Source organism: Paraburkholderia phenoliruptrix (assembly GCF_019511605.1).
In the GTDB taxonomy this organism is placed as follows: Bacteria; Pseudomonadota; Gammaproteobacteria; order Burkholderiales; family Burkholderiaceae; genus Paraburkholderia; species Paraburkholderia phenoliruptrix_A.
The window spans coordinates 221,873-242,989 of the sequence record NZ_JAEUAV010000005.1 but is presented as its reverse complement, the minus strand read 5'-3'; the positions used below and the strand labels follow the sequence as shown (position 1 = coordinate 242,989).

The window sequence follows — 21,117 nt, the reverse complement described above, 5'->3', positions numbered from 1 at the left end:
TCGGCCGTTCCTCGCGTTAGAAGTTGCCGTTGGCGAACCGGGCAATCGGGTCGTCGTTCGTTTGGGACGGGGCGGGTACGCTGCGCGAGGCGGTCGACGCTCGCATGATCTGCACGGCGCCGTCGTCGGTTCGCGGCTGATTCGCTTGCTGAGCGAGCGGGGCCTGCTGCGTCTGCTGGCTTTGCTGAGCGACGCGTGCCTGGCGAGCGGCGACGGAAGCGGGCGGCGGGGGCTCGAACGCATCGGCGGCTGCGTCGATCGCATCGGGTGCGCCGGCGCTTGCTGGCTGGGTCGCCGAGCGTGCTGCAGCGGCGGCCTGGAGAGGCGCGGGAGCGCTGCTGTCGTATGCAGTCGTTGCCGAAGGGGCCACCGGCGTCGGCGAAACCGCGCCCGCTGCGCGCGCCTGCAATTGCGCTGCACTCATTCCCGGTGGCGGCGGTTCGAACGGATCGGCTTGCGGCGCCCGCGTCGTGGGCAGCGCGGCCACGGCGGGATCCGTAGTTGCCGTCGACGGCGTGCGCGGCTCAGCCGCCGCTGCGGCCCGAGCGCTGTCTTGCGAAGGCGAGGAAGCGGCGGCATAACTCGCAGCCGATCTGCCGGCGCCCGACGGCGCATTCGCCGCGCTCGCCCGAGCACCGCCGTACGCACTTGCCGCCGCCAGCGCCGCTGCCCGCTCCGGCTGCGGCGTGGCCGCCTGGTAGCTCGGCGCGTCGAATGGCGCGGGCTTCGCGGCCGGCCCAGCCACCCGGCGGATACCGTCAAACCGCTTTGCCCAATAGGGGTTGGTCAAGTAATCGAGCCGCACGGTGCCGCCCGTCGACGGCGCGTTGACAAAGCGCAGTTTGCCCACGTAGATGCCTACGTGCGAATGGGGGCGCCCGGTCGTGTTGAAAAAGATCAGGTCGCCGGGCGCTATTTCGTCAGGTTCGACGGATTCGCCCCGCCCGCTCATATCCGCGGTCGTGCGCGGCAGGTTCACCGAGGCGGCGCGCGCCACCACATAGCGAACGAGGCCGCTGCAATCGAAGCCGCTGTCCGGCGTGTTGCCGCCCCAACGGTAGGGCACGCCGACAAGGCTCATAGCCTGAATCGAAATTTCCTCGCGGCCGATGCTGTGATCCACGAAGTTGGGAAAACCCGGCGGCGGCGCCCGATACGTGCCGTTCGCCACGACAACCGGGCTTCCCGAACTGCGCGAGGTCTTCTGCGGCGCGCCGGCACATGCGGCGAGCAGCAGGACGGTCAGCAGTGAAAAGGCGAGTCGGCGCATGAAGGGCAGAGGGCGGTAAACGCTCGTTTAAAGGCGGACGATGTCCGGATGGTAGCCGGTGAAACGCAAAAGCGGCAAGAACTCTTGACAAATTACTTGAAGTTGCTGCGCTAAGTGTTGCTCGCCAAAGACGCAACAGGCAGAAAAAAGCCGCGCCCCGAATGCTCGGGGCGCGGCTCACTGTTGCGCCGCCCGTTACAGGCAGCCGTTTGATTTTTAAAGGATTTCCGACGCGTAATCCGCAAGGCGCGAACGTTCGCCGCGCGCCAGCGTCACGTGACCGCTGTGTGCCCAGCCCTTGAAGCGGTCGACCACGTACGTCAAACCCGAACTGCCTTCCGTCAGATACGGCGTATCGATCTGCGCGATGTTGCCGAGGCAGATGATCTTCGTGCCCGGGCCTGCACGCGTGACGAGCGTTTTCATCTGCTTGGGCGTAAGGTTTTGCGCCTCGTCGATGATCAGATACTTGTCCACGAACGTACGGCCGCGCATGAAATTCATGCTCTTGATCTTCAGGCGCGAGCGGATCAGTTCCTGCGTAGCGGCGCGGCCCCATTCGCCGGCAGCGTCATCGGTTTTCTGCAGCACTTCGAGGTTGTCGTCGAATGCACCCATCCACGGCTGCATTTTTTCCTCTTCTGTACCAGGCAGGAAGCCGATGTCCTCGCCGACGGGCACCGTCGCACGCGTGACGATGATCTCGTTGTAGCGTTTGTCGTCGAGCACCTGCGCGAGTCCCGCTGCGAGCGCGACCAGCGTTTTGCCGGTGCCCGCCTGACCCAGCAGCGTCACGAAGTCGATCTCGGGGTTCATCAACAGATTCAGCGCGAAGTTCTGCTCGCGGTTGCGCGCGGTAATGCCCCACACGTTGTTCTTGTGGTGGCCGTAATCACGTAGCGTTTGCAGCAGCGCCGTCTTGCCGTTCAGTTCGCGCACCAGCGCGTGAAAGGCCGGCTCGCCGTTCTGCGGCTCCAGATAGACGAATTCGTTGACGAGCATCGACGGACACAGCGGCCCGGTCACGCGGTAATACGTGGTGCCGGTCTTGGTGTCCTGCCAGCTCTCCATGCCCTTCGCGTGCCGCGTCCAGAAGTCTTGCGGCAACGCGCGGATGCCCGAGTACAGCAAGTCGCTGTCTTCGAGCACCTGGTCGTTGAAGTAATCTTCGGCCGGCAAGCCGAGCGCATGCGCCTTGATGCGCATGTTGATGTCCTTCGACACCAGCACGACCTGGCGATCCGAACGGTCGCGCTGCAACGCGCGCACCACGCCGAGAATCTGATTGTCGGCCTTGCCTTCCGGCAGACCTTCGACCGGCTCGATGGCCGTCAGCTTCGTCTGGAAGTACAGGCGCCCGGACGCCTCGCGGCTGCCCAGACGTGCAAGCGAGATGCCGTCGGACATGTTGCCTGCGTTCGCGACCAGCGCGTCGAGCGTGCGGCTCACCTGGCGGGCGTTACGCGCGACTTCCGACATGCCCTTCTTGTGGTTGTCGAGCTCTTCCAACGTCATCATGGGCAGATAGACGTCGTGTTCCTCGAAGCGGAACAGGCAGCTCGGGTCGTGCATCAGCACGTTCGTGTCGAGCACGAAAAGCTTCTGGATCTCGACCGGCTGCGCAGCCGCACCGCGTTTCTTGCTGGTGCCGCGCGCGGTGGGCGCTGCGGCGGCCGTGCTGGCCACGGGCTCTTTCGCGCCGGGCTTGCGCGCGACGACCGGCTGCGGCTCGGCTGCCGGAACCGGCTGCAGCAGCGCGGCGGTTTGCCTCGTCTTGCGGCCGGAGCCCGACGCGCCGCGTGCCTGAGCGGTCTCGCCCGCGGCAGTAGACGCTGCAGCGGAAGCCGACGACGCCGGCACGGGTCGCAAGGTGGTCGCCGCATTGGCGGCATGCGCCATGGGCGTGGCGACGTTCGCGCGACCGTAGTCGGCCGGTTCCGCGGACTCTCCCTCGGGCTGTTTCTTTGCTGCTGAGCGCGCCGGAGTGGCGGCCTTGGCCTTGTATTCGTCAGGTGGCAGGAGATTGCCGAGCTTGCTCGGGGGGGTAGGCAAAGGCATGGTTTCCCTCGGAATAATCGGGTCACATATCGTGCGCCGCCTGTCGCATTCTGCCGGTGCCGATGTCGCGCACGCAGTTTGCGCCCGGAGGCGCGCATTCGGTCTAAAGATGCCAGTTCGCCTCTTCTTCGATCGGCTCCTTAACGGAAAGCGCGCGGCCGAGTGAACGAACGGCTGCGCGCAATTAAAAAAGCCGCCGCCCCGTCGTACGGGGCAAGCGGCTCGCCTACGGTGTTCGCGTTGCGCCTCACGACTTCGACGGATCGGTTGCCATGACCGACACGACCGTCAAGCCTTGCGCAGCAGCGAAAAATTTGGGATGGACAGGCACTCATTGCAACCCAATATAGCGCGCCTCACAGCGCTTGTACAGCCTCCAGAATGTCCTCGACATGGCCGGGCACTTTCACGCCGCGCCACTCTGCGCGAAGCACGCCGTCGGCGTCGATGAGAAAGGTGGAGCGTTCGATTCCCCGTACTTCCTTGCCATACATTTTCTTCATTTTGATGACGTTAAAGAGCGCGCACAGCTTTTCTTCCGGGTCGGAGATGAGCGGGAAGGGCAGTTCGAGCTTCGCCTTGAAGTTCTCATGGGAGCGCAGGCTGTCGCGCGAGACGCCGAGAATCTCGCTGCCGGCCTTCTTGAACTTCGGATACAGATCGCGGAACTGCAGACCTTCGGTCGTGCAGCCCGGCGTGTTGTCCTTCGGATAAAAATACAGCACCACCTTCTTACCCCGCAGACTGGACAGCGTGATCTCACCTCCGGTAGCGGCAGCGGTGAAGTCGGGGATAGGTTGATCGACTGCGATGGGCACAAGATTCTCCGGTTGTGATGGTCGGCGCCGCCGCGTGAATCCGTCACGGCGGCGCGGACCTGGCATCGAGACATTTTTTGGGAGGGGCTGCCGGTACGCACACGCTCGCGTGGCGGCTGGGCTCGTCAGGGCGGGGTTGGCGGACCGCAAGCCAGCGGTTGTGTCGGTCCGGCAGGCCGGCCGACCCGTCATGGCTGGACGATCAGCTCGCCGGAGCGCCCTGGAATTTCGCCCCACGTAACAGGGTACGATGGCAGCGCGCTGCGGTCCAGCGCCGCGTGGTAGTCGCCCATGGTCGCAAACGTGTGGCCTTGCGCCCGCCAGCCTTCCAGCAATTGCTCGAAGATTGGCGCGAGCTTCTGGCCTTCCAGTTCCGCGTGCAGCGTGAAGACCTGATCGTGCGGATTGTTTTCCGTGTGCGTCAACATGAAGGCGGCGACGTTGTGTTCGTCCACCCCGTTCACGCCGAGCACTTCGTCGAGCGTGGGCAGCGTGGTCGGCATTTGCACGTGAGCGAGCGTCTTGCCGTCCACGACCGGCAGGTACGGCGAATGGCCGCGGCCGTCGGACGCGTAGTGCATGCCCCAGGCGTCGATCTGCTCGAACGCATGGCCGTTCATCTGCCAGCCTGCCGCGCCGTGCGTGACGGGCGGCGCGCCGAAAATATCGACGAAGCGCGCGTAGCTTTTCTGCATTTGTGCGGCTGTCCACGCGCGGTCTTTCGAGCGAACGTTGTCCTGCCAGTACACGTGGTCCCACGTGTGGATGCCGCACTCGAAACCGGCTTCGTGAATCGCGCGCATTTCTGCCGACGCTTTCACGCCGATGTCCGGCCCCGGCAGCAGCACGCCGTACATCAACTGCCTGAGCCCGTAGTGCTCGACCACCGAGGTGCGCGACACTTTCTGCAGGAAGCCCGGGCGCAGCACGCGGCGCATCGCCCAACCGGTGTGGTCGGGCCCGAGGCTGAAGAGGAAAGTGGCGCGCGCCTTGAAGCGGTCGAAGATACGCGCGAGGTTCGGCACGCCTTCGCGGGTGCCGCGCAGCGTGTCGACGTCGATCTTCAGCACGATACGGGCCAAGATCAGCCCTTATTGCTGTTCGACGAGTGCGCGCGCTTCAGCAACATGGCCCCGATACGCTTCGAAAATCTTGCGCAGCGCTTCGTCGAAGGTCGACTTGGGCGCCCAGCCGAGTTCCTGCATCGTGTTGTCGATCTTCGGCACGCGGTTCTGCACGTCCTGATAGCCCGCGCCGTAGTACGCACCGGACGAGGTCTCGACCAGTTGCACCTGCTTGGCGCTGTCTGCGTATTCGGGGAATTCAGCCGCAAGCGCGAGCATCTTGTGTGCGAGCTCGCGCACCGAGAAGTTGTTGGTCGGATTGCCGATGTTGTAGATCTTGCCCGTCGCCACGCCGTTCTTGTTCTCGATGATCTTCATCAGCGCGCCGATGCCGTCGTCGATATCCGTGAACGCGCGCTTTTGCGCGCCGCCGTCCACGAGGCTGATGTTCTCGCCGCGCACGATATGGCCGAGGAACTGCGTGACCACGCGCGAGCTGCCTTCCTTCGGCGTGTAGATCGAGTCGAGGCCCGGGCCGATCCAGTTGAACGGACGGAACAGCGTGAAGTTCAGGCCCTCCATGCCGTAGCCCCAGATCACGCGGTCCATCAACTGCTTCGAGCACGCATAGATCCAGCGTGGCTTGTTGATCGGGCCATACGACAGTTGCGATTCTTCCGGATCGAACTGCTCGTCCGTGCACATGCCGTAGACCTCGGAGGTGGACGGAAACACGAGGTGCTTGCCGTACTTGACGGCCGAGCGCACGATCGGCAGGTTCGCCTCGAAGTCGAGTTCGAACACGCGCAGCGGCTGCTTCACGTAGGTGGCGGGCGTGGCGATCGCGACCAGCGGCAGAATCACATCGCACTTCCTGATGTGATATTCGACCCACTCCTTGTTGATCGTGATGTCGCCTTCGAAAAAGTGCATCCGCTCATGATTGATGAGATCGCCCAGACGTTCTGTCTGCATGTCCATCCCGAAGACTTCCCAATCGGTCGTTTCGAGAATGCGTTTGGACAGGTGATGGCCGATGAAGCCGTTCACACCCAGGATCAGGACTTTCTTCATAAATGTCGGGGAGTTTGGAGGAACTGGGCGAATTCGGCCGGGGTGACGACGGTTTCGCTGCCGTCGTGCTGGTGCCGCAATTCGTGGACCGCGATCGCGCGACCGTCGCCGCATATCGCGAAAACGGCATTATCGCTTACGTGCAGGCCCGGCGGCAAATCGGAGCGAAGCGCGCCGGGCGTCGCGAGGCGCGCGCGCGCAACCACGAAACGGCGGCCGTCGATGTCGGTAAACGCGCCGGGATAGGGCGGCGCGACCGCGCGAATCAGGTTGTACACCTGCTGTGCCGGCTGGCTCCAGTCGATGCGGCCGTCTTCGGGCTTGCGCCCGCCGAAATAGCTGCCGTGCGACAGATCGTTCGGCAGATGCGGCGCCTCGCCCGCGAGCAGCGCGGGCAGCACGCGCCACAGGGTCTGCTCGGCGGCCACGGTGACCTTGTCGAACACTTGCGCGGCGGTGTCGTCCGGCAGGATCGGCACGGGCGTCTGCGCAATGATCGCGCCCGCGTCGGGCTTGGCGGCCATTTCGTGCAGCGTCGCGCCGGTTTCGGTTTCGCCGTGCAGCACCGCCCAGTTGGTGGGCACCCGGCCCCGGTACTTGGGCAGCAGCGAGCCGTGCATGTTGTAGGCGCCGCGCGCGGCGAGCGCGAGCAGGTCGACCGGCAGCATGTGGCGGTAGTAGAACGAAAAAATGAAGTCCGGGCGCGCCGCGCTAATGGCTGCACGCAATTCTGGGCTTTTCGGATCGGCGGGCGTCACGACGGCAATGCCGTGCTCGGCCGCCACGCTCGCGACGCTGCCGAACCAGATGTTCTCGGTCGGGCTGTCCTCGTGGGTGACGACGAGCGCCACCTCCACGCCGCGCGCGAGCAGCACCTGCAGGCAGCGCACGCCGACGTTGTGATACGCGAATACGACGGCGCGCGGTTTCATCGGTCAGGACCCTCGTTGCGCTCCTCGGCGATGGGCGCCGGCCGAATCGCCTGCACCACCGTCTGGCGCGGCACGTCCGCCACCGCGGTGCCGTTGCGCTCTTCGAGAATGGTCTGCACCAGATAGCGCGGGCGCGCGCGCACCTGCTGATAAATCCGCCCGATGTACTCGCCGAGCAGCCCGAGCGCGAAGATGATCACGCCCAGCAGGAAGAACGTAATCGCAAACAGCGTGAACACGCCCTGAACTTCCGCGCCGATGATGAAGCGGCGAATCAGCAGCAGCACGAAGAGCGCCGCCGAGCCGAGCGACAGGATTACGCCGATGAACGACAGCCACTGCAGCGGCACGACGGAGAAGCCGGTCACCAGGTCGAAATTCAGGCGGATCAGCGAATACAGCGAGTACTTCGATTCGCCTGCGAAGCGCTCCTCGTGCGCGACCTCGATCTCCACCGGATTCTGCGCGAACGTGTAGGCGAGCGCCGGAATGAAGGTGTTGATTTCGCCGCAACGATTGATGGTGTCGATGATGTGCCGGCTGTACGCGCGCAGCATGCAGCCCTGGTCGGTCATCTTGATGTGGGTAATGCGCTCGCGCAGGCGGTTCATCGCGCGCGACGCTTTGCGGCGCCACAGGCTGTCCTGGCGTTGCAGCCGAATGGTGCCGACGTAATCGAAGCCCTCGTGCATCTTGTTCACGAGCTTGCCGATCTCCTCGGGCGGGTTCTGCAGATCGGCGTCGAGCGTGATGACGATCTCGCCGCGCGACTGCTCGAAGCCCGCGAGGATCGCCATGTGCTGCCCGTAATTGCCGTTGAGCAGGATCACGCGGGTTGTGTCCGGGCGCGCGCGGAACTGCTCGGCGAGCAGCGCGGGAGATTTGTCGCGGCTGCCGTCGTTGATGAAGATCACTTCATAGGACGTGCCGAGCGCGTCGAGCGCCGGGTAAAGCCGCGCGAAGAGCGCTGCCAGTCCGGCTTCCTCGTTGTACACCGGAATGATGATCGACACTTCCGGCGTGACGGCGCGTTGTTCCGTATAAATCATTTCCGCTTACTTTCCGTATTGTTCGCAAATTTCGTTGACCGCGCGGCATACGCGCTCCACGTCGCCTTCGTTCATCAGCGTGAACAGCGGCAGCGTGACGTTGGTGGCGCCGAAACGCTCGGCATGCGGGAACATGCCGGGCGCGAAGCCGCGCGCGCGATACAGCGAGAACAGGTGAATGGCCGGGTAGTGCACGCCCGAGCCGATGCCGCGTTCCTTCAACTGTCCCATGAAACCGGCGCGGTCGAGCGAAAGCTTTTCCAGCGGCAGCGTGATCTGGAACATGTGCCAGTTGCTGTTCTCGAAGTCGGCGAACGGCAGGCCGACGCCCAGTTTCACTGCCGCGCCGCCCTCGAAGCCGGCGTAGTACGCGCGCACCAGCTTGTGGCGCTGCGCGAGAAAACGGTCCAGATGCGGCAACTGCCCGAGGCCGACGCGCGCGGCAACGTCCGTGAGGTTGTACTTGCCGCCGAGCACGTCGCAGTCCATGCCGTCGAAGCCGGTGCGGGTAATGCCTTGCAGCCGGTACTTCTGCGCGAGGACGGCTTCTTCCTCGTTGTTCAGCACGAGGGCGCCGCCTTCGACCGACGTCAGATTCTTGTTCGCGTGGAAGCTAAAGGAGACCATGTCGCCAATCGCGCCGATGCGCTGGCCCTTCCACGTCGAGCCGAACGCCTGTGCGGCGTCTTCCACCACGCGCAGCTTGTGTGCGCGGGCAATCGCGTAGAGGCGGTCCATGTCGACGGGCAGGCCGGACAGATAAACCGGGATGAGCGCCTTGGTGCGCGGGGTGATGGCCTGCTCAAGCTTGTCGAGGTCGATGTTGCGCGTTACCGGGTCGATGTCCGCGAACACCGGCGTTGCGCCGACTTCGTAGATCACATTGCTGGTCGAGACCCACGAGGCGGGCGTGGTGATCACTTCGTCGCCGGGGCCGACGCCTGCAATGCGCAGGCCGATTTCGAGTGTCGCCGTGCCGGAATTGAAGGTGCGCACCGGACGGCCGCCGCAGAATTCGGACAGCGCGGCCTCGAACTTCTGGTTCTGCGGGCCGGTGGTGATCCAGCCGGAGCGCAGCACCTCGGCTACGCCTTGAATCGTTTCTTCGTCGATTTCCGGTTTGACGAACGGCAGGAACGGCAGCGGCGGGACGGTTGACTGGGTCATGAATGCTTCGCTCGATCGAAAGGGCCGGGGGCCTGCACGGCGCCGTCGACACACACGACGCGCCACGCGAGGCCTGGGCCAAAAAAGGGTGCAACCGCGAAGCATACCGCGATCGACCTTACGTTTTGCTTGCCCGGCATGAAGGCCGGCTTACGTTGTCTTGTTGCGGCGCGTGGCGCCGGGCGCCTAGCTGCGGGCGACTATCGCCACGCCCACGAGGATCACGCCGATGCCGACCAGTTTCTGCACCGACAGCACTTCGCCGAACAGATACCACGCGGCGAACGCATTGACGACGTAGCCGAGCGACAGCATCGGATAAGCGATCGACACGTCCACGCGCGACAGTCCGACGATCCACACCACCACGCTGATCACATAGCAGGCGAGGCCGCCGATGATCGGCGGTTGCGTCGCCATTCGAAAGGCGATGGGCAGGATGTTCGCACGGCTGAATTCAAAGTGTCCAACGGCATTCGTTCCGGCTTTGAGCAGCAATTGCGCGCCGGCGTTCAACGTGACGCCGGCGAGGATGCAAAAGAGGGAAATCGGGTTCATCTGAGCTCAGGATCCTGATATGGCGTCATGACTGCGGTTTGGCTGCCGACGCGGCGGGTGCGGGCGGAGTTGCCGGCGTGGCCGAGGCGTCCGACGCTGCGGGTGCCGACGTCGCAGCAGATGCAGATGCGGACGCAGATGCAGATGCCGCCGGCTGCGCCGTGAGCGGCTTCATCACCACCACGCGGCGCGAGTCGCGGGCAATTATCTGCATCGGCAGACCTTCGCTCAGGAGTCTGTCGTAAGTCTGCGGCGGAAGCAGCGCGAGCGCATAGCGGTCGGCCCTCCAGCGCTCTTCCCATGCCTGCACCGAAGGCAGCCATTTCTGCGGCTCCACCGACACCCCGAACGCCAGTTCATCCGGATGCTCGACCATCGTCATCGTATGGCCGATGTAGAACGGCAATGTGTGGTCGAGCACGCCGACGGAGTAGAACGGCGTGTCGGCGGGCAATTTCGCCATTTGCGCCTTGATGGCGGGCGCGAGCGGCGCGCCGGAGCTAAGCCGCCCGAATACGTCGTGACCCGTGCCCGCAATCGTGCCGAGCAGCAGCCACGCGGCGCCGAAACTCGCGATCGCACCGAGACTGGCGGCGCGGCTGCGTCGATTGAGCCAGAGCGCCGCGAGTGTAAGCGCGAAGGCCACCGCGAGCGCCGCGAGCACCCAGCTGCGGTACGCAGCGTAAATTTCGGTCGGATTGCGCGCGCTGCCAAAGCGCGGCAGAAAAAGCGCGGCAAACGCGGCCACTACGAGAAATAGCGCATAGCCCGTCAGATGACGGCGCAACTGCCCGCGCGTGACGAGCGGCAGATACATGCCGATCAGAAGCGCGATGGCCGGCGCGACAGGCAGCGTGTACGACAGCAGCTTGGAGTGCGACGCGCTGAAGAACAGGAAAATGAAGCCGGTCCAGACGAACATCAACGTGACCGGCGCGAAGCCGTTCGGCTGGCGCGGCAGACGCCATGCGTGACGCACGCTTTGCACGGTGACCGAAAGCCACGGCAGGAAACCGATGATCAGCACCGGCACGAAATAATAGAACGGCCCGGGGCGGTTCTGCTCAGGCGTCAGATAGCGTTTGAACTGCTGAACGACGAAGAAGAAATTGAGGAATTCCGGATTGCGCTCCTGCACCAGCACGAACCACGGCGTGACGATCGCGAAGAACACGAGCAGGCCGCCGATCAGATGCAGGCGTTTCCAGACCGCCCAGTCACGCGCAATCAACGTATAGAGCACCAGTACGGCGCCCGGCAGGATCACGCCGACAAGGCCCTTGGAGAGCACCGCGAGCGCCATTGACGCCCAGCACAGCCACATCCAGCCGCGCACGCACGAAACGGTGAGGTTCGGGCGCTGCGCAAGCAGCAGCGCGCACAGCGTCAGTTCCATCCAGAACGACAGGCCCATGTCGAGCGTGTTGAAGTGGCCCATCAGATTCCAGTACGGCGAGGTCGCCAGCACCAGTGCGGCGAACACGCCGGTCGCCGCATTGAATACCCGCGCGCCGGTGTAGCCGATCAGCAGCACGCCGGCAAAACCTGTCAGCGCCGTATAGAGCCGCGCCTGCCATTCGCCGATGCCGAACCACGCGAAGGTGAGCGCGTTTGCCCAGGTCTGCAGCGGCGGCTTTTCGAAATATTTGTAGCCGTTATAGCGCGGCGTGATCCAGTCGCCGGTCACGAACATCTCGCGGGCCATTTCGGCGTAGCGGCCCTCGTCGCTTGGCAGCAGATGGCGCCAGCCGAGCGGCACGAACCAGATAAGGGCAAGGACCAGCACCAGTAACAGGATCGTAGTGCGGTTGAGCGGTAGCCTGGACGGCGTATCGTTCATGGATTTAAACCTTTCTGGCAACGCTGCTTGCGCGGCGCTGCGTTGTTATTCGGAAATGCCGGCAGGCGGCTGCCCGTGCGCGGATGGCGCGCAGTGTACGTGATCGTGCGGGGCACGGCGAGGGCAGGCCAGGCGGCAGGTGCGCGAAACTCGCGGTCAGCGGCTTTCGGCGTGCGCGCGATGGAACGCTGGCCGGACGGACGGTCATTGGCGTATGCCAAGGCAGCGGCCATCGCACGGCAGCGGCCATCGCAACGCAGCATCCACCGCACCGCAGCGGCCATCGCACGGCATTCGCCATCACCCGGCATCCGCCAACGCACGGCATCCGCCAACGCACGGCAGCACGGCCACAGGCGCCCGGCCATCGCAAGCTCGCAATCGACTGCGTGCAGTCGCTACGCTTCGATCAGCAGCGCCGCCGCAACCTTGCGGCCCTCGGCCATCAGAATGTTGTACGTGCGGCAGGCGGCCTTGAAGTCCATGGTTTCGACGCCGATGCGTCTTGCCGTCAGCATCGCAGTCAGGCGCGGGTGCGGAAAGCGCAGCCGCTCGCCGCTGCCGAACACCACCACCTCCGGCGCGGAATCCACCAGCATCGCGAAAAGCTCAGGGGTGAGTTGCTCGAAAGACGTGACGGGCCAAGGGATGACGGGCGCGTCCGGCATCACGAGAATGCTGCCGGCATGGCGCTCCAGATTGATTTCCACATAGCCGGCGCCGTAGCCCGTGACGGTGTTGAGGGCGCCGCTGGAATCCTGATGTAATTTCAAATTCGTTTTCCGAAGTCGTCGCGAGACATCGTGCGTGTTGAAGGCCTGACGCGGCAAACGCGAGCAGGGCGGTTCTACACGAGTGGGACAGGAAAGGGCTCAAAAGGCTCCCGTTGCGCTTGGTGCATTGCGGAAGTCGGCCAAAATCCGCTAAATTATAACTTTTTAGCCGCCTAGCGGCGCCCCCGCGCATGCGCCGCCACGAGCCGCGCCGACGGTCCGGGGTGCGGCCCATCCTGCCTACCCTGGTTGCGCCCGCTTTCGTCCACCTCGGGCGGCCCGCTACGGAGCGGCCCTGCGGCGTTGCCGCGTCCCGAATTTGCAATCGGCGAGTGTTGTGCGCGTCTATTTTTTGCCCGAGCCGGCTATCGCCTGTGGTTCAGGGCTCGTGGCAGAGCGGGTGAGAAGCGTGGTGCCTGCCTGTCGTCCAGCCATTTTTGCCCTGTTTCTGCCAGTTTGTGTCTGACCTCCACCGGCCTCGGCGTCAAGCCTTGCAGCCCTCAATGCCCATTAACCAGGATGAAGTGCCCGCCGTGAAACCGATTCTCAAGTCAAACAAGTTGCTGAATGTCTGCTACGACATTCGCGGGCCGGTCCTCGAACATGCGAAGCGGCTCGAAGAAGAAGGCCACCGCATCATCAAGCTGAACATCGGCAACCTGGCGCCGTTCGGCTTCGAAGCGCCGGACGAAATCATTCAGGACATGATCCTGAATCTGCCCGGCTCGTCGGGCTACTCCGACTCGAAGGGCGTGTTCGCCGCGCGCAAGGCGATCATGCATTACACGCAGCAAAAGGGCGTGCACGGCGTCGAGCTGGATGACATCTACATCGGCAACGGCGCGTCCGAGCTGATCGTGATGGCGCTGCAGGGGCTCCTGAACGACGGCGACGAAGTGCTGCTGCCCGCGCCGGACTATCCGCTGTGGACCGCCGGCGTGAGCCTCGCGGGCGGCACCCCGGTGCACTACATCTGCGACGAGTCGAACCGCTGGATGCCCGACCTCGACGACATTCGCGCCAAAATCACGCCGAACACGCGCGCGCTCGTCGTCATCAATCCGAACAATCCGACCGGCGCGCTGTATTCCGACGAACTGCTGTTGGGGCTGATCGAAATCGCACGCCAGCACGGCCTCGTGATCTTCGCCGACGAGGTGTACGACAAGATCGTCTATGACGGCAAGAAGCACACGTCGATGGCCGCGCTCTCCGAAGACGTCCTGACCGTCACGTTCAACAGCCTCTCGAAAAGCTATCGCTCGTGCGGCTACCGCGCAGGCTGGATGTTCATTTCGGGCCTGACCGGCGAAAACCGCCGTCACGCGAAAGACTATTTCGAGGGGCTCGGCATTCTCGCGTCCATGCGTCTGTGTCCGAACGTGCCTGGTCAGTACGCCATTCAGACGGCGCTAGGCGGCTATCAGAGCATCAACGACCTGATCGTGCCGGGCGGGCGCCTCTACAAGCAGCGCGAACTGGCGTACGACATGCTCACGGCAATTCCCGGCGTGAGCTGCGTGAAGCCCGAGGCGGCGCTCTACATGTTCCCGCGCCTCGACCCGAAGGTCTATCCGATCCAGAACGACCAGCAGTTCATTCTCGACCTGCTGCTCGAAGAGCGCGTGCTGCTCGTGCAGGGCACTGGGTTTAACTGGAAGACGCCGGATCACTTCCGCGTCGTGTTCCTGCCGAACGTGGACGATCTGGCCGATTCCATCAACCGGATCGCGCGCTTTCTCGACGGTTACCGCAAACGTCACACGGCCTAGCGCACAATACGGGGTGCAACGCGTGATCTGTCCGCTGCGCGCATCCGGCAAGCGCCGCTTTCGAATTCCCTTAATCACTACTCGACACCACGCTGCATGGAACCGATCAAAGTTGGACTGCTGGGCTTCGGCACGGTAGGCAGCGGCACCTTCACGGTACTGCGCCGCAATCAGGAAGAAATCAAACGTCGCGCGGGCCGCGGCATCGAGGTTGCGCGCATTGCCGTGCGCAATCCCGCCAAGGCGACGGCCGCGCTCGGCGCGCAGGCCGCGAGCGTCGCGCTCACCGACGACTTCAACGCGGTGGTCGACGACCCGTCTATCGACATCATTGCGGAAATGATCGGCGGCACGGGCGTGGCGCGCGACCTCGTGCTGCGCGCCATTGCCAACGGCAAGCATGTGGTCACGGCCAACAAGGCGCTGCTTGCGGTGCATGGCACCGAAATCTTCGAGGCAGCGCGCGCCAACGGCGTAATGGTCGCGTTCGAGGCTGCGGTGGCGGGCGGCATCCCGATCATCAAGGCGCTGCGCGAAGGTCTCACGGCCAACCAGATCCAGTACATCGCGGGCATCATCAACGGCACGACGAACTACATTCTTTCGGAAATGCGCGACCGCGGGCTGGACTTCGGAACTGCGCTTAAAGCCGCGCAGGAACTGGGCTATGCCGAAGCGGACCCGACCTTCGACATCGAAGGCGTGGACGCCGCGCACAAGGCCACCATCATGAGCGCGATTGCGTTCGGCGTGCCGGTGCAATTCGACCGCGCTTACGTGGAAGGCATCAGCAAGCTCGCGGCGATCGACATCAAGTACGCCGAGGAACTCGGCTACCGCATCAAGCTGCTCGGCATTGCACGCCGCACGGACAAGGGCATCGAGTTGCGCGTGCATCCCACGCTGATTCCGGAAAAGCGCCTGCTCGCCAATGTGGAAGGCGCGATGAACGCGGTCGTCGTGCATGGCGACGCGGTGGGAACCACGCTGTACTACGGCAAGGGCGCGGGCGCGGAGCCCACGGCTTCGGCGGTCGTCGCCGATCTGGTGGACGTGACGCGCCTGCATACGGCCGACCCGGAGCACCGCGTGCCGCATCTCGCATTCCAGCCGGACCGTCTGTCGAACACGCCGATTCTGCCCATCGACGAGGTAACGAGCGGCTACTACCTGCGTTTGCGAGTGGCGGACGTGACGGGCGTGCTGGCCGACATCACGCGCATTCTGGCGGACACCGGCATCTCGATCGACGCGCTCCTGCAGAAGGAGTCCGAACAGGTCGACGCCAATGGTAAGGGCGAAACCGACATCATCCTGATCACGCACGAAACGGTCGAAAAGAACGTCAATGCTGCGATCACGTCGATCGAGGCGTTGCAGACCGTCGTCTCGCAAGTCACGAAGCTGCGCATGGAAGCGCTGAACTAGGCCGAACTATGAACTATCTCTCAACGCGCGGCGCCGGAGCCGGCGAGCGCCACACCTTCTCCGACATTCTGCTCGGCGGTCTCGCGAAAGACGGCGGCCTGTACCTGCCCGCCGAATACCCGCGCGTCAGTGCGGACGAACTTGCCCGCTGGCGTACGCTGCCGTACGCGGATCTGGCGTTCGAAATCCTGTCGAAATTCAGCGACGACATTCCCGCTGAAGACCTGCGCGCGCTGGCCCGCAAGACCTACACGGCCGCCACCTACTGCAACGTGCGCGACGACGAAAGCGCTGCGCAGATCACGCCGCTCAAAACGCTCGGCGTCGAAGATGGCGCGCCGCTGTCGCTGCTGGAACTGTCGAACGGTCCGACGCTCGCGTTCAAGGACATGGCGATGCAGCTGATCGGCAACCTGTTCGAATACGCGCTCGCGAAGCACGGCGAAACGCTCAACATTCTCGGTGCGACTTCCGGCGACACCGGCAGCGCGGCCGAATACGCCATGCGCGGCAAGCAGGGCATTCGCGTGTTCATGCTGTCGCCGCACAAGAAGATGAGCGCGTTCCAGACCGCGCAGATGTACAGCCTGCAAGATCCGAACATCTTCAACCTCGCGGTCGAAGGCGTGTTCGACGACTGCCAGGACATTGTCAAAGCCGTGTCGAACGATCACGCGTTCAAGGCGAAGTACAAGATCGGCACGGTCAACTCGATCAACTGGGCACGCGTGGTCGCTCAGGTCGTCTACTACTTCAAGGGCTATTTCGCGGCGACGAAGAGCAACGACGAGCGCGTGTCGTTCACGGTGCCTTCGGGCAACTTCGGCAACGTGTGCGCAGGTCACATCGCGCGCATGATGGGCCTGCCGATCGAAAAGCTGGTGGTCGCCACCAACGAAAACGACGTGCTCGACGAGTTCTTCCGCACCGGCGTCTACCGCGTGCGCAAGGCGGCGGAGACGTACCACACGAGCAGCCCGAGCATGGATATTTCGAAGGCCTCGAATTTCGAGCGCTTCGTGTTCGACCTGCTTGGCCGCGACCCGTCGCGGGTGCTGCAACTGTTCCGCGACGTGGAGGAGAAGGGCGGTTTCGACCTTGCGGCGAGCGGTGACTTTGCGCGCGTCAAGGAGTTCGGTTTCGTGTCGGGTCGCAGCAGCCACGACGACCGCGTCGAGGCGATCCGCGACGTGTTCCAGCGCTACGACACGATGATCGACACACATACCGCCGACGGCCTCAAGGTAGCGCGCGAACATCTGCAGCCGGGCGTGCCGATGATCGTGCTGGAAACGGCCCAGCCGATCAAGTTCGGCGAAACGATTCGCGAAGCGCTGCTGCGTGAACCGGAGCGTCCGCCGGCTTTCGCCGGACTGGAGTCGCTGCCGCAACGCTTCGAGGTCGTGCCTGCGGACGTGCAGCGTGTGAAGGACTTCATCGCGGCGAACACTGGCATCTGATTGCAGTGAGTGCGGTGCGCGGGGCCTGCGGCCTGCGCACCGCAGCGAGCCGAGCCGCTCGTGCGTCATGCAGACCCGGCCGCCAGGGCGGCGGATCGAGCCTGCGCCATGAGTCTGCACTCTGACGCTGCACTCTGAGTCTGCACCATGAACCTGTACCGCGGGCCTGCACCGGAACCCCTGCACCGCGGGCCGCGCCGGCATCTGATGCCCAGCGAACCGCCGCGCCCCAGACGATCGCAGAAACCGAAAACCCCCTCGATAAGCACGGCTGCGGCAAGCTCTGGCCTTCGGCCGCTACAATATTCTTTTAACCAGCGGCTTCGAACCTGAGATGTCTACCCCCACGCCCCGCGCTCCGATGCTCGCCACCGCCGACGCGCTTGCGATCCTGCTCGACGCCGCGAGGCCGGTCAACGGCAGCGAATCCGTACCGACGCTTCAAGCGCATGGCCGCGTGCTTGCCGCGGACGTCGTCTCGCCGCTCGACGTGCCGCCGATGAACACCAGCGCAATGGACGGCTACGCGATCCGCGCGGCCGACGTCACGAGCCACGGCAACCGCCGCCTGCCCGTGTCGCAGCGCATTCCCGCAGGCCATGCGCCCGAGCCGCTCAAGCCGGGCACGGCGGCGCGCATTTTCACGGGCGCCACGGTGCCGCCGGGCGCCGACGCAATCGTCATCCAGGAGCAGACGGAAACGGCCGGCGACGAAGTGACGATCCTGCACAGCCCACGGGCCGGCGAATGGATCACGGCGCAAGGCGCGGACATCCGCAGCGGTTCGGTGATCCTGCCGGCGGGTACGCGGCTCACGCCGCAGGCGCTGGGGCTTGCCGCATCCGTGGGTTGCGCCGAACTGCCGGTGCGCCGCCGCGTGAAAGTCGCCGTGTTCTTTACCGGCGACGAGCTGACCATGCCCGGCGAGCCGCTCAAGCCGGGTGCAATCTACAATTCGAACCGCTTCACGCTGCGCGGTTTGCTCGAGAACCTTGGCTGCGAGGTGAGCGATTTCGGCATCGTCGAAGACAAGCTCGAGGCCACGCGCGCCACGCTGCGCGAAGCGGCCAGCGCACACGATCTGATTCTGACCTGCGGCGGCGTCTCGGTGGGCGAGGAAGACCACGTGAAGCCCGCTGTCGAGGCGGAAGGGCGCCTGACGATGTGGCAGATCGCGATGAAGCCGGGTAAGCCGCTCGCGTTCGGCGCCGTGCGCCGCAGCGCAGACAATGAGCCGGCAGCAGACACCGCCGACCCGGCCGGTGCGCGCGCCGAAACGTTTTTCATCGGCTTGCCGGGTAATCCGGTGTCGAGCTTCGTGACCTTCCTGATATTCGTGCGTCCGTTCATTTTGCGGCTTGCCGGCGTGCACGCGGTCGCGCCGCGCGCGCTGTCGCTGCGCGCGGACTTCACGCAGGGCAAGGCGGATCGCCGCAACGAATTCCTGCGCGCGCGCATCAATGCCGCCGGCGGTCTCGATCTGTTCCCGAACCAGAGTTCGGCCGTTTTGACATCGACCGTATGGGGCGACGGACTGATCGACAATCCGCCCAATCACGCGATCAGTGCGGGCGAAACCGTGCGTTTCATTCCTTTTTCCGAACTGCTGAATTGAGGCTGGCTGCGCCGGCCGTATCCCATGAAGATCCAACTGCGATATTTCGCGAGCGTGCGTGAAGCGCTCGATCTGGCTGACGAAACGGTCGAGGTGCCCGAGGGCGTCGCGACCGTCGGCGACGTGCGCGCGTGGCTGCGCCTGCGCGGCGCCATCTGGGCCGACACGCTTGCCGAAGGCCGCGCGCTGCGCATGGCGTGCAACCATGTGGTGACCGATGCCGGCACGCGCATCACCGAAGGTTGCGAGGTCGCGTTCTTTCCGCCCGTCACGGGCGGCTAACCTGCAAAGAGCAGCGCAAGGAGCCGGCTATGCCCGTTCGTGTACAGACTGAAGATTTCGATCTCACCGCCGAGGTCGCCGCGCTGCGGGCTCGCAATCCGAAGATCGGCGCGGTGGCGTGCTTTGTCGGCACCGTGCGTGATCTGAACGACGGCAGCACGGTAGAGGCCATGGAGCTGGAGCATTATCCGGGCATGACCGAGAAGTCGCTCGAAGCGATCATCGTGAGCGCACGCGAGCGCTGGCCGGGCATCGAAGTGCTGATCGTGCACCGCGTGGGCAAGCTCTATCCGCTCGACCAGATCGTGCTCGTTGCGACAACGGCCGCGCATCGCGGCGACGCATTCGCGTCGTGCGAATTCGTCATGGATTATCTGAAGACCCAGGCGCCGTTCTGGAAGAAGGAGAAAACCGAGGCAGGCGAGCGCTGGGTCGATGCCCGCGTCACCGACGATGCGGCGCTCGCGCGCTGGGGCGTCGAATCGGGTAACGGCGCGTCGGAATGAGCGCGCTAGCCGCGCATGACGGCAGGCGTCTCACGCACCCGGTAAATCACTCGTCCCGCGATTTCCCAATGATGCGCGTCGGGAACGGCTCGCCGGCGGCCCGCGCAGGCAGATGCGCGTCGTCGTCCGGACGGGCCCGCTTCGGCGCCACACGCTCGAGCAGGGCCTGCTGTTCCGCCGGAATCTTGTAGTCCCAGCCAAAGCGGCTCAATTGCAGACTCTGCGCAATCCGCAACGCCGGTTCCATGAAGCGCACGGCCGCAGCCGGCTGGTAGCGCGACTCAACGGTGTCGAGAAACAGGTACAGCCAGCGGCTGAAATGCTGCGGCTCGATGCCTGCAAGCGGCTGGTGCGCCTGCTGCACATTGCCGCGGTACTGCTTCGCACCCAAAACGAGGCTCGCCCAGAAGGTGCACATCTTCGGCAGATGGTCGTCCCAGCGGCCCGCCAACGTCGCGTCGAACACCGGGCTAAGCAACGGATCCGCGCGCACGCGGTCATAAAACGCGTACACCAGCTCGCGAATGTTCGCCTCGGTCGGCTCGGCAGCACGCTCGACGACCGGCGCTGAGGGAAAGGAAGGGTTCATGCAAATTCCAGAGGTGTGCGACGATTCGTCCCGAACTCGTCGCGGTGCGCCACAAAACGGCCAAAACTGCCACAATAGCGGCCCGCCCGGCGGAACTGAGCTCAAAATAGCGTACTTTTCGTGCAAATAGGCGCGGCGCGAAACGTTACCATTGGTGTCGAAAGCCCGGCTTTACCGATGCAGCATAAATAAACAAGCGTATGCGCTGCATCTTATGGCGAAGCCGTGGCACCGGCAACCCTTGCATCGACGCGGTTATCCCACGGATCGCGGCTTGCGCTCATTGTGATACTGCAACCATGAGACTGACCGACTACACCGACTATTCGCTGCGCGTCCTTTTGTACCTCGCTGTGCGCGGGCAGGGTTTGTCGACCATTCAGGATATTTCCGAGGCCTACGGCGTCTCCAAGAACCACCTGATGAAGGTGGTGCAGCAGTTGAGCGAACTCGGCTGGGTCGAGACAGTGCGCGGCCGCAACGGCGGCCTGCGTCTCGCCGAGCGCACCCGCTCGCTGACCGTCGGCGAGATTGTGCGCGCCACCGAAAGCGACTTCGCGCTGGTTGCCTGCCTGCCGGATCAGAACGGCGAACGCCGCGCATGCGTCATTACGCCCCAGTGCAGGTTGCGCAACGTACTGGAAGCGGCGCGCCATGCTTTTCTCGCAGAGCTCGACCGCCATACCATCGACGAGGTCGCCGGTCCGCAAGGGCCGCTGGCCGCGCTGCTCGGCATACGCACGGTGATTCCGGTCGTGCCCGCGTTGCCCGTCGAGCCGGCGAGCGACAACCCGGTGCCGGTTGCCTGACCACGGCTTCGCTTCGGACGCCGCGCATTTTCTCGCGTCAGTTGTTCAAAAAC

19 protein-coding genes are annotated in these 21,117 nt (G+C 64.4%); 7 read left to right on the top strand and 12 right to left on the bottom strand.

Features of this window, described 5'->3' with window-relative positions; all coding sequences use genetic code 11:
* Positions 1-16: 16 nt before the first annotated feature.
* The 11 genes from JNB89_RS10160 to JNB89_RS10110 all read right to left on the bottom strand — a co-directional run bounded on the left by JNB89_RS10160 (position 17) and on the right by JNB89_RS10110 (position 12,603).
* Positions 17-1,270, bottom strand: a complete 1,254-nt coding sequence (locus JNB89_RS10160) for an NlpC/P60 family protein (protein ID WP_220362088.1) — start codon at positions 1,268-1,270, stop codon at positions 17-19.
* A 216-nt stretch (positions 1,271-1,486) separates the two neighbouring features.
* Entirely contained in the window at positions 1,487-3,328 is a 1,842-nt protein-coding gene (locus JNB89_RS10155) for a PhoH family protein (RefSeq protein WP_135893549.1), read from the bottom strand.
* A 356-nt stretch (positions 3,329-3,684) separates the two neighbouring features.
* Positions 3,685-4,146: a peroxiredoxin gene (locus JNB89_RS10150; RefSeq protein WP_220362087.1), complete on the bottom strand. Its 462-nt coding sequence runs from the start codon at positions 4,144-4,146 to the stop codon at positions 3,685-3,687.
* 188 nt (positions 4,147-4,334) lie between these two features.
* Positions 4,335-5,228 (bottom strand): polysaccharide deacetylase family protein, encoded by an 894-nt coding sequence (locus JNB89_RS10145; protein WP_220362086.1) that lies wholly within the window; start codon positions 5,226-5,228, stop codon positions 4,335-4,337.
* Positions 5,229-5,237: 9 nt separating this feature from the next.
* The gene (locus tag JNB89_RS10140; protein WP_013339095.1) at positions 5,238-6,284 is read right to left on the bottom strand and encodes a bifunctional UDP-4-keto-pentose/UDP-xylose synthase; all 1,047 of its coding nucleotides are present in this window, start codon (positions 6,282-6,284) and stop codon (positions 5,238-5,240) included.
* Entirely contained in the window at positions 6,281-7,216 is a 936-nt protein-coding gene (locus tag JNB89_RS10135; RefSeq protein ID WP_220362085.1) for a formyltransferase, read from the bottom strand. Before JNB89_RS10135 ends, JNB89_RS10140 begins: the two co-directional genes overlap by 4 nt.
* Positions 7,213-8,265: a glycosyltransferase gene (locus tag JNB89_RS10130; RefSeq protein WP_135893553.1), complete on the bottom strand. Its 1,053-nt coding sequence runs from the start codon at positions 8,263-8,265 to the stop codon at positions 7,213-7,215. Before JNB89_RS10130 ends, JNB89_RS10135 begins: the two co-directional genes overlap by 4 nt.
* 6 nt (positions 8,266-8,271) lie before the next feature.
* Positions 8,272-9,432: a DegT/DnrJ/EryC1/StrS family aminotransferase gene (locus tag JNB89_RS10125; protein ID WP_220362084.1), complete on the bottom strand. Its 1,161-nt coding sequence runs from the start codon at positions 9,430-9,432 to the stop codon at positions 8,272-8,274.
* 186 nt (positions 9,433-9,618) lie between these two features.
* Positions 9,619-9,990 carry an SMR family transporter gene (locus JNB89_RS10120; protein WP_013339099.1) on the bottom strand — a complete coding sequence of 124 codons (372 nt, stop codon included), beginning with the start codon at positions 9,988-9,990 and terminating at the stop codon, positions 9,619-9,621.
* A 25-nt stretch (positions 9,991-10,015) separates the two neighbouring features.
* Complete coding sequence (locus tag JNB89_RS10115) at positions 10,016-11,830, bottom strand: glycosyltransferase family 39 protein (protein ID WP_220362083.1); 1,815 nt, start codon at positions 11,828-11,830, stop codon at positions 10,016-10,018.
* Positions 11,831-12,228: 398 nt separating this feature from the next.
* Positions 12,229-12,603, bottom strand: coding sequence for an Mth938-like domain-containing protein (locus tag JNB89_RS10110; protein ID WP_220362082.1), 375 nt, complete (start codon positions 12,601-12,603; stop codon positions 12,229-12,231).
* A gap of 524 nt (positions 12,604-13,127) precedes the next feature.
* Here JNB89_RS10110 and JNB89_RS10105 point away from each other — a divergent pair.
* From JNB89_RS10105 to moaE, 6 genes are all read left to right on the top strand, one after another.
* Positions 13,128-14,375 (top strand): pyridoxal phosphate-dependent aminotransferase, encoded by a 1,248-nt coding sequence (locus JNB89_RS10105; RefSeq protein ID WP_041728852.1) that lies wholly within the window; start codon positions 13,128-13,130, stop codon positions 14,373-14,375.
* A gap of 96 nt (positions 14,376-14,471) precedes the next feature.
* A complete protein-coding gene (locus tag JNB89_RS10100; protein WP_013339103.1) occupies positions 14,472-15,803 on the top strand; it encodes a homoserine dehydrogenase in 1,332 nt (443 codons plus the stop codon).
* 8 nt (positions 15,804-15,811) lie between these two features.
* Complete coding sequence (thrC, locus tag JNB89_RS10095) at positions 15,812-17,263, top strand: threonine synthase (RefSeq protein ID WP_013339104.1); 1,452 nt, start codon at positions 15,812-15,814, stop codon at positions 17,261-17,263.
* 361 nt (positions 17,264-17,624) lie between these two features.
* Entirely contained in the window at positions 17,625-18,878 is a 1,254-nt protein-coding gene (locus tag JNB89_RS10090) for a molybdopterin molybdotransferase MoeA (protein WP_220362117.1), read from the top strand.
* A gap of 24 nt (positions 18,879-18,902) precedes the next feature.
* Entirely contained in the window at positions 18,903-19,160 is a 258-nt protein-coding gene (gene moaD / locus JNB89_RS10085) for a molybdopterin converting factor subunit 1 (RefSeq protein ID WP_220362081.1), read from the top strand.
* Between the two features lie 29 nt (positions 19,161-19,189).
* Positions 19,190-19,666 carry a molybdopterin synthase catalytic subunit MoaE gene (gene moaE, locus JNB89_RS10080; RefSeq protein ID WP_220362080.1) on the top strand — a complete coding sequence of 159 codons (477 nt, stop codon included), beginning with the start codon at positions 19,190-19,192 and terminating at the stop codon, positions 19,664-19,666.
* A gap of 46 nt (positions 19,667-19,712) precedes the next feature.
* On the opposite strand, the gene JNB89_RS10075 is transcribed toward moaE, so the two are convergent.
* The gene (locus tag JNB89_RS10075; RefSeq protein ID WP_220362079.1) at positions 19,713-20,255 is read right to left on the bottom strand and encodes a group III truncated hemoglobin; all 543 of its coding nucleotides are present in this window, start codon (positions 20,253-20,255) and stop codon (positions 19,713-19,715) included.
* A gap of 299 nt (positions 20,256-20,554) precedes the next feature.
* Between JNB89_RS10075 and JNB89_RS10070 the strand changes: the two genes are divergently transcribed.
* Positions 20,555-21,064, top strand: a complete 510-nt coding sequence (locus JNB89_RS10070; protein WP_013339109.1) for an Rrf2 family transcriptional regulator — start codon at positions 20,555-20,557, stop codon at positions 21,062-21,064.
* Positions 21,065-21,117: the final 53 nt, after the last annotated feature.

Excerpts from the sequence above, each read along its gene's own strand:
- JNB89_RS10160 (WP_220362088.1), bottom strand. The coding sequence starts at position 1,270 with ATGCGCCGACTCGCCTTTTCACTGCTGACCGTCCTGCTGCTCGCCGCA.
- JNB89_RS10155 (WP_135893549.1), bottom strand. The coding sequence starts at position 3,328 with ATGCCTTTGCCTACCCCCCCGAGCAAGCTCGGCAATCTCCTGCCACCT.
- JNB89_RS10140 (WP_013339095.1), bottom strand. The coding sequence starts at position 6,284 with ATGAAGAAAGTCCTGATCCTGGGTGTGAACGGCTTCATCGGCCATCAC.
- JNB89_RS10135 (WP_220362085.1), bottom strand. The coding sequence starts at position 7,216 with ATGAAACCGCGCGCCGTCGTATTCGCGTATCACAACGTCGGCGTGCGC.
- JNB89_RS10130 (WP_135893553.1), bottom strand. The coding sequence starts at position 8,265 with ATGATTTATACGGAACAACGCGCCGTCACGCCGGAAGTGTCGATCATC.
- JNB89_RS10125 (WP_220362084.1), bottom strand. The coding sequence starts at position 9,432 with ATGACCCAGTCAACCGTCCCGCCGCTGCCGTTCCTGCCGTTCGTCAAA.
- JNB89_RS10120 (WP_013339099.1), bottom strand. The coding sequence starts at position 9,990 with ATGAACCCGATTTCCCTCTTTTGCATCCTCGCCGGCGTCACGTTGAAC.
- JNB89_RS10115 (WP_220362083.1), bottom strand. The coding sequence starts at position 11,830 with ATGAACGATACGCCGTCCAGGCTACCGCTCAACCGCACTACGATCCTG.
- JNB89_RS10100 (WP_013339103.1), top strand. The coding sequence starts at position 14,472 with ATGGAACCGATCAAAGTTGGACTGCTGGGCTTCGGCACGGTAGGCAGC.
- thrC (WP_013339104.1), top strand. The coding sequence starts at position 15,812 with ATGAACTATCTCTCAACGCGCGGCGCCGGAGCCGGCGAGCGCCACACC.
- JNB89_RS10090 (WP_220362117.1), top strand. The coding sequence starts at position 17,625 with ATGCTCGCCACCGCCGACGCGCTTGCGATCCTGCTCGACGCCGCGAGG.
- moaD (WP_220362081.1), top strand. The coding sequence starts at position 18,903 with ATGAAGATCCAACTGCGATATTTCGCGAGCGTGCGTGAAGCGCTCGAT.
- moaE (WP_220362080.1), top strand. The coding sequence starts at position 19,190 with ATGCCCGTTCGTGTACAGACTGAAGATTTCGATCTCACCGCCGAGGTC.
- JNB89_RS10075 (WP_220362079.1), bottom strand. The coding sequence starts at position 20,255 with ATGAACCCTTCCTTTCCCTCAGCGCCGGTCGTCGAGCGTGCTGCCGAG.
- JNB89_RS10070 (WP_013339109.1), top strand. The coding sequence starts at position 20,555 with ATGAGACTGACCGACTACACCGACTATTCGCTGCGCGTCCTTTTGTAC.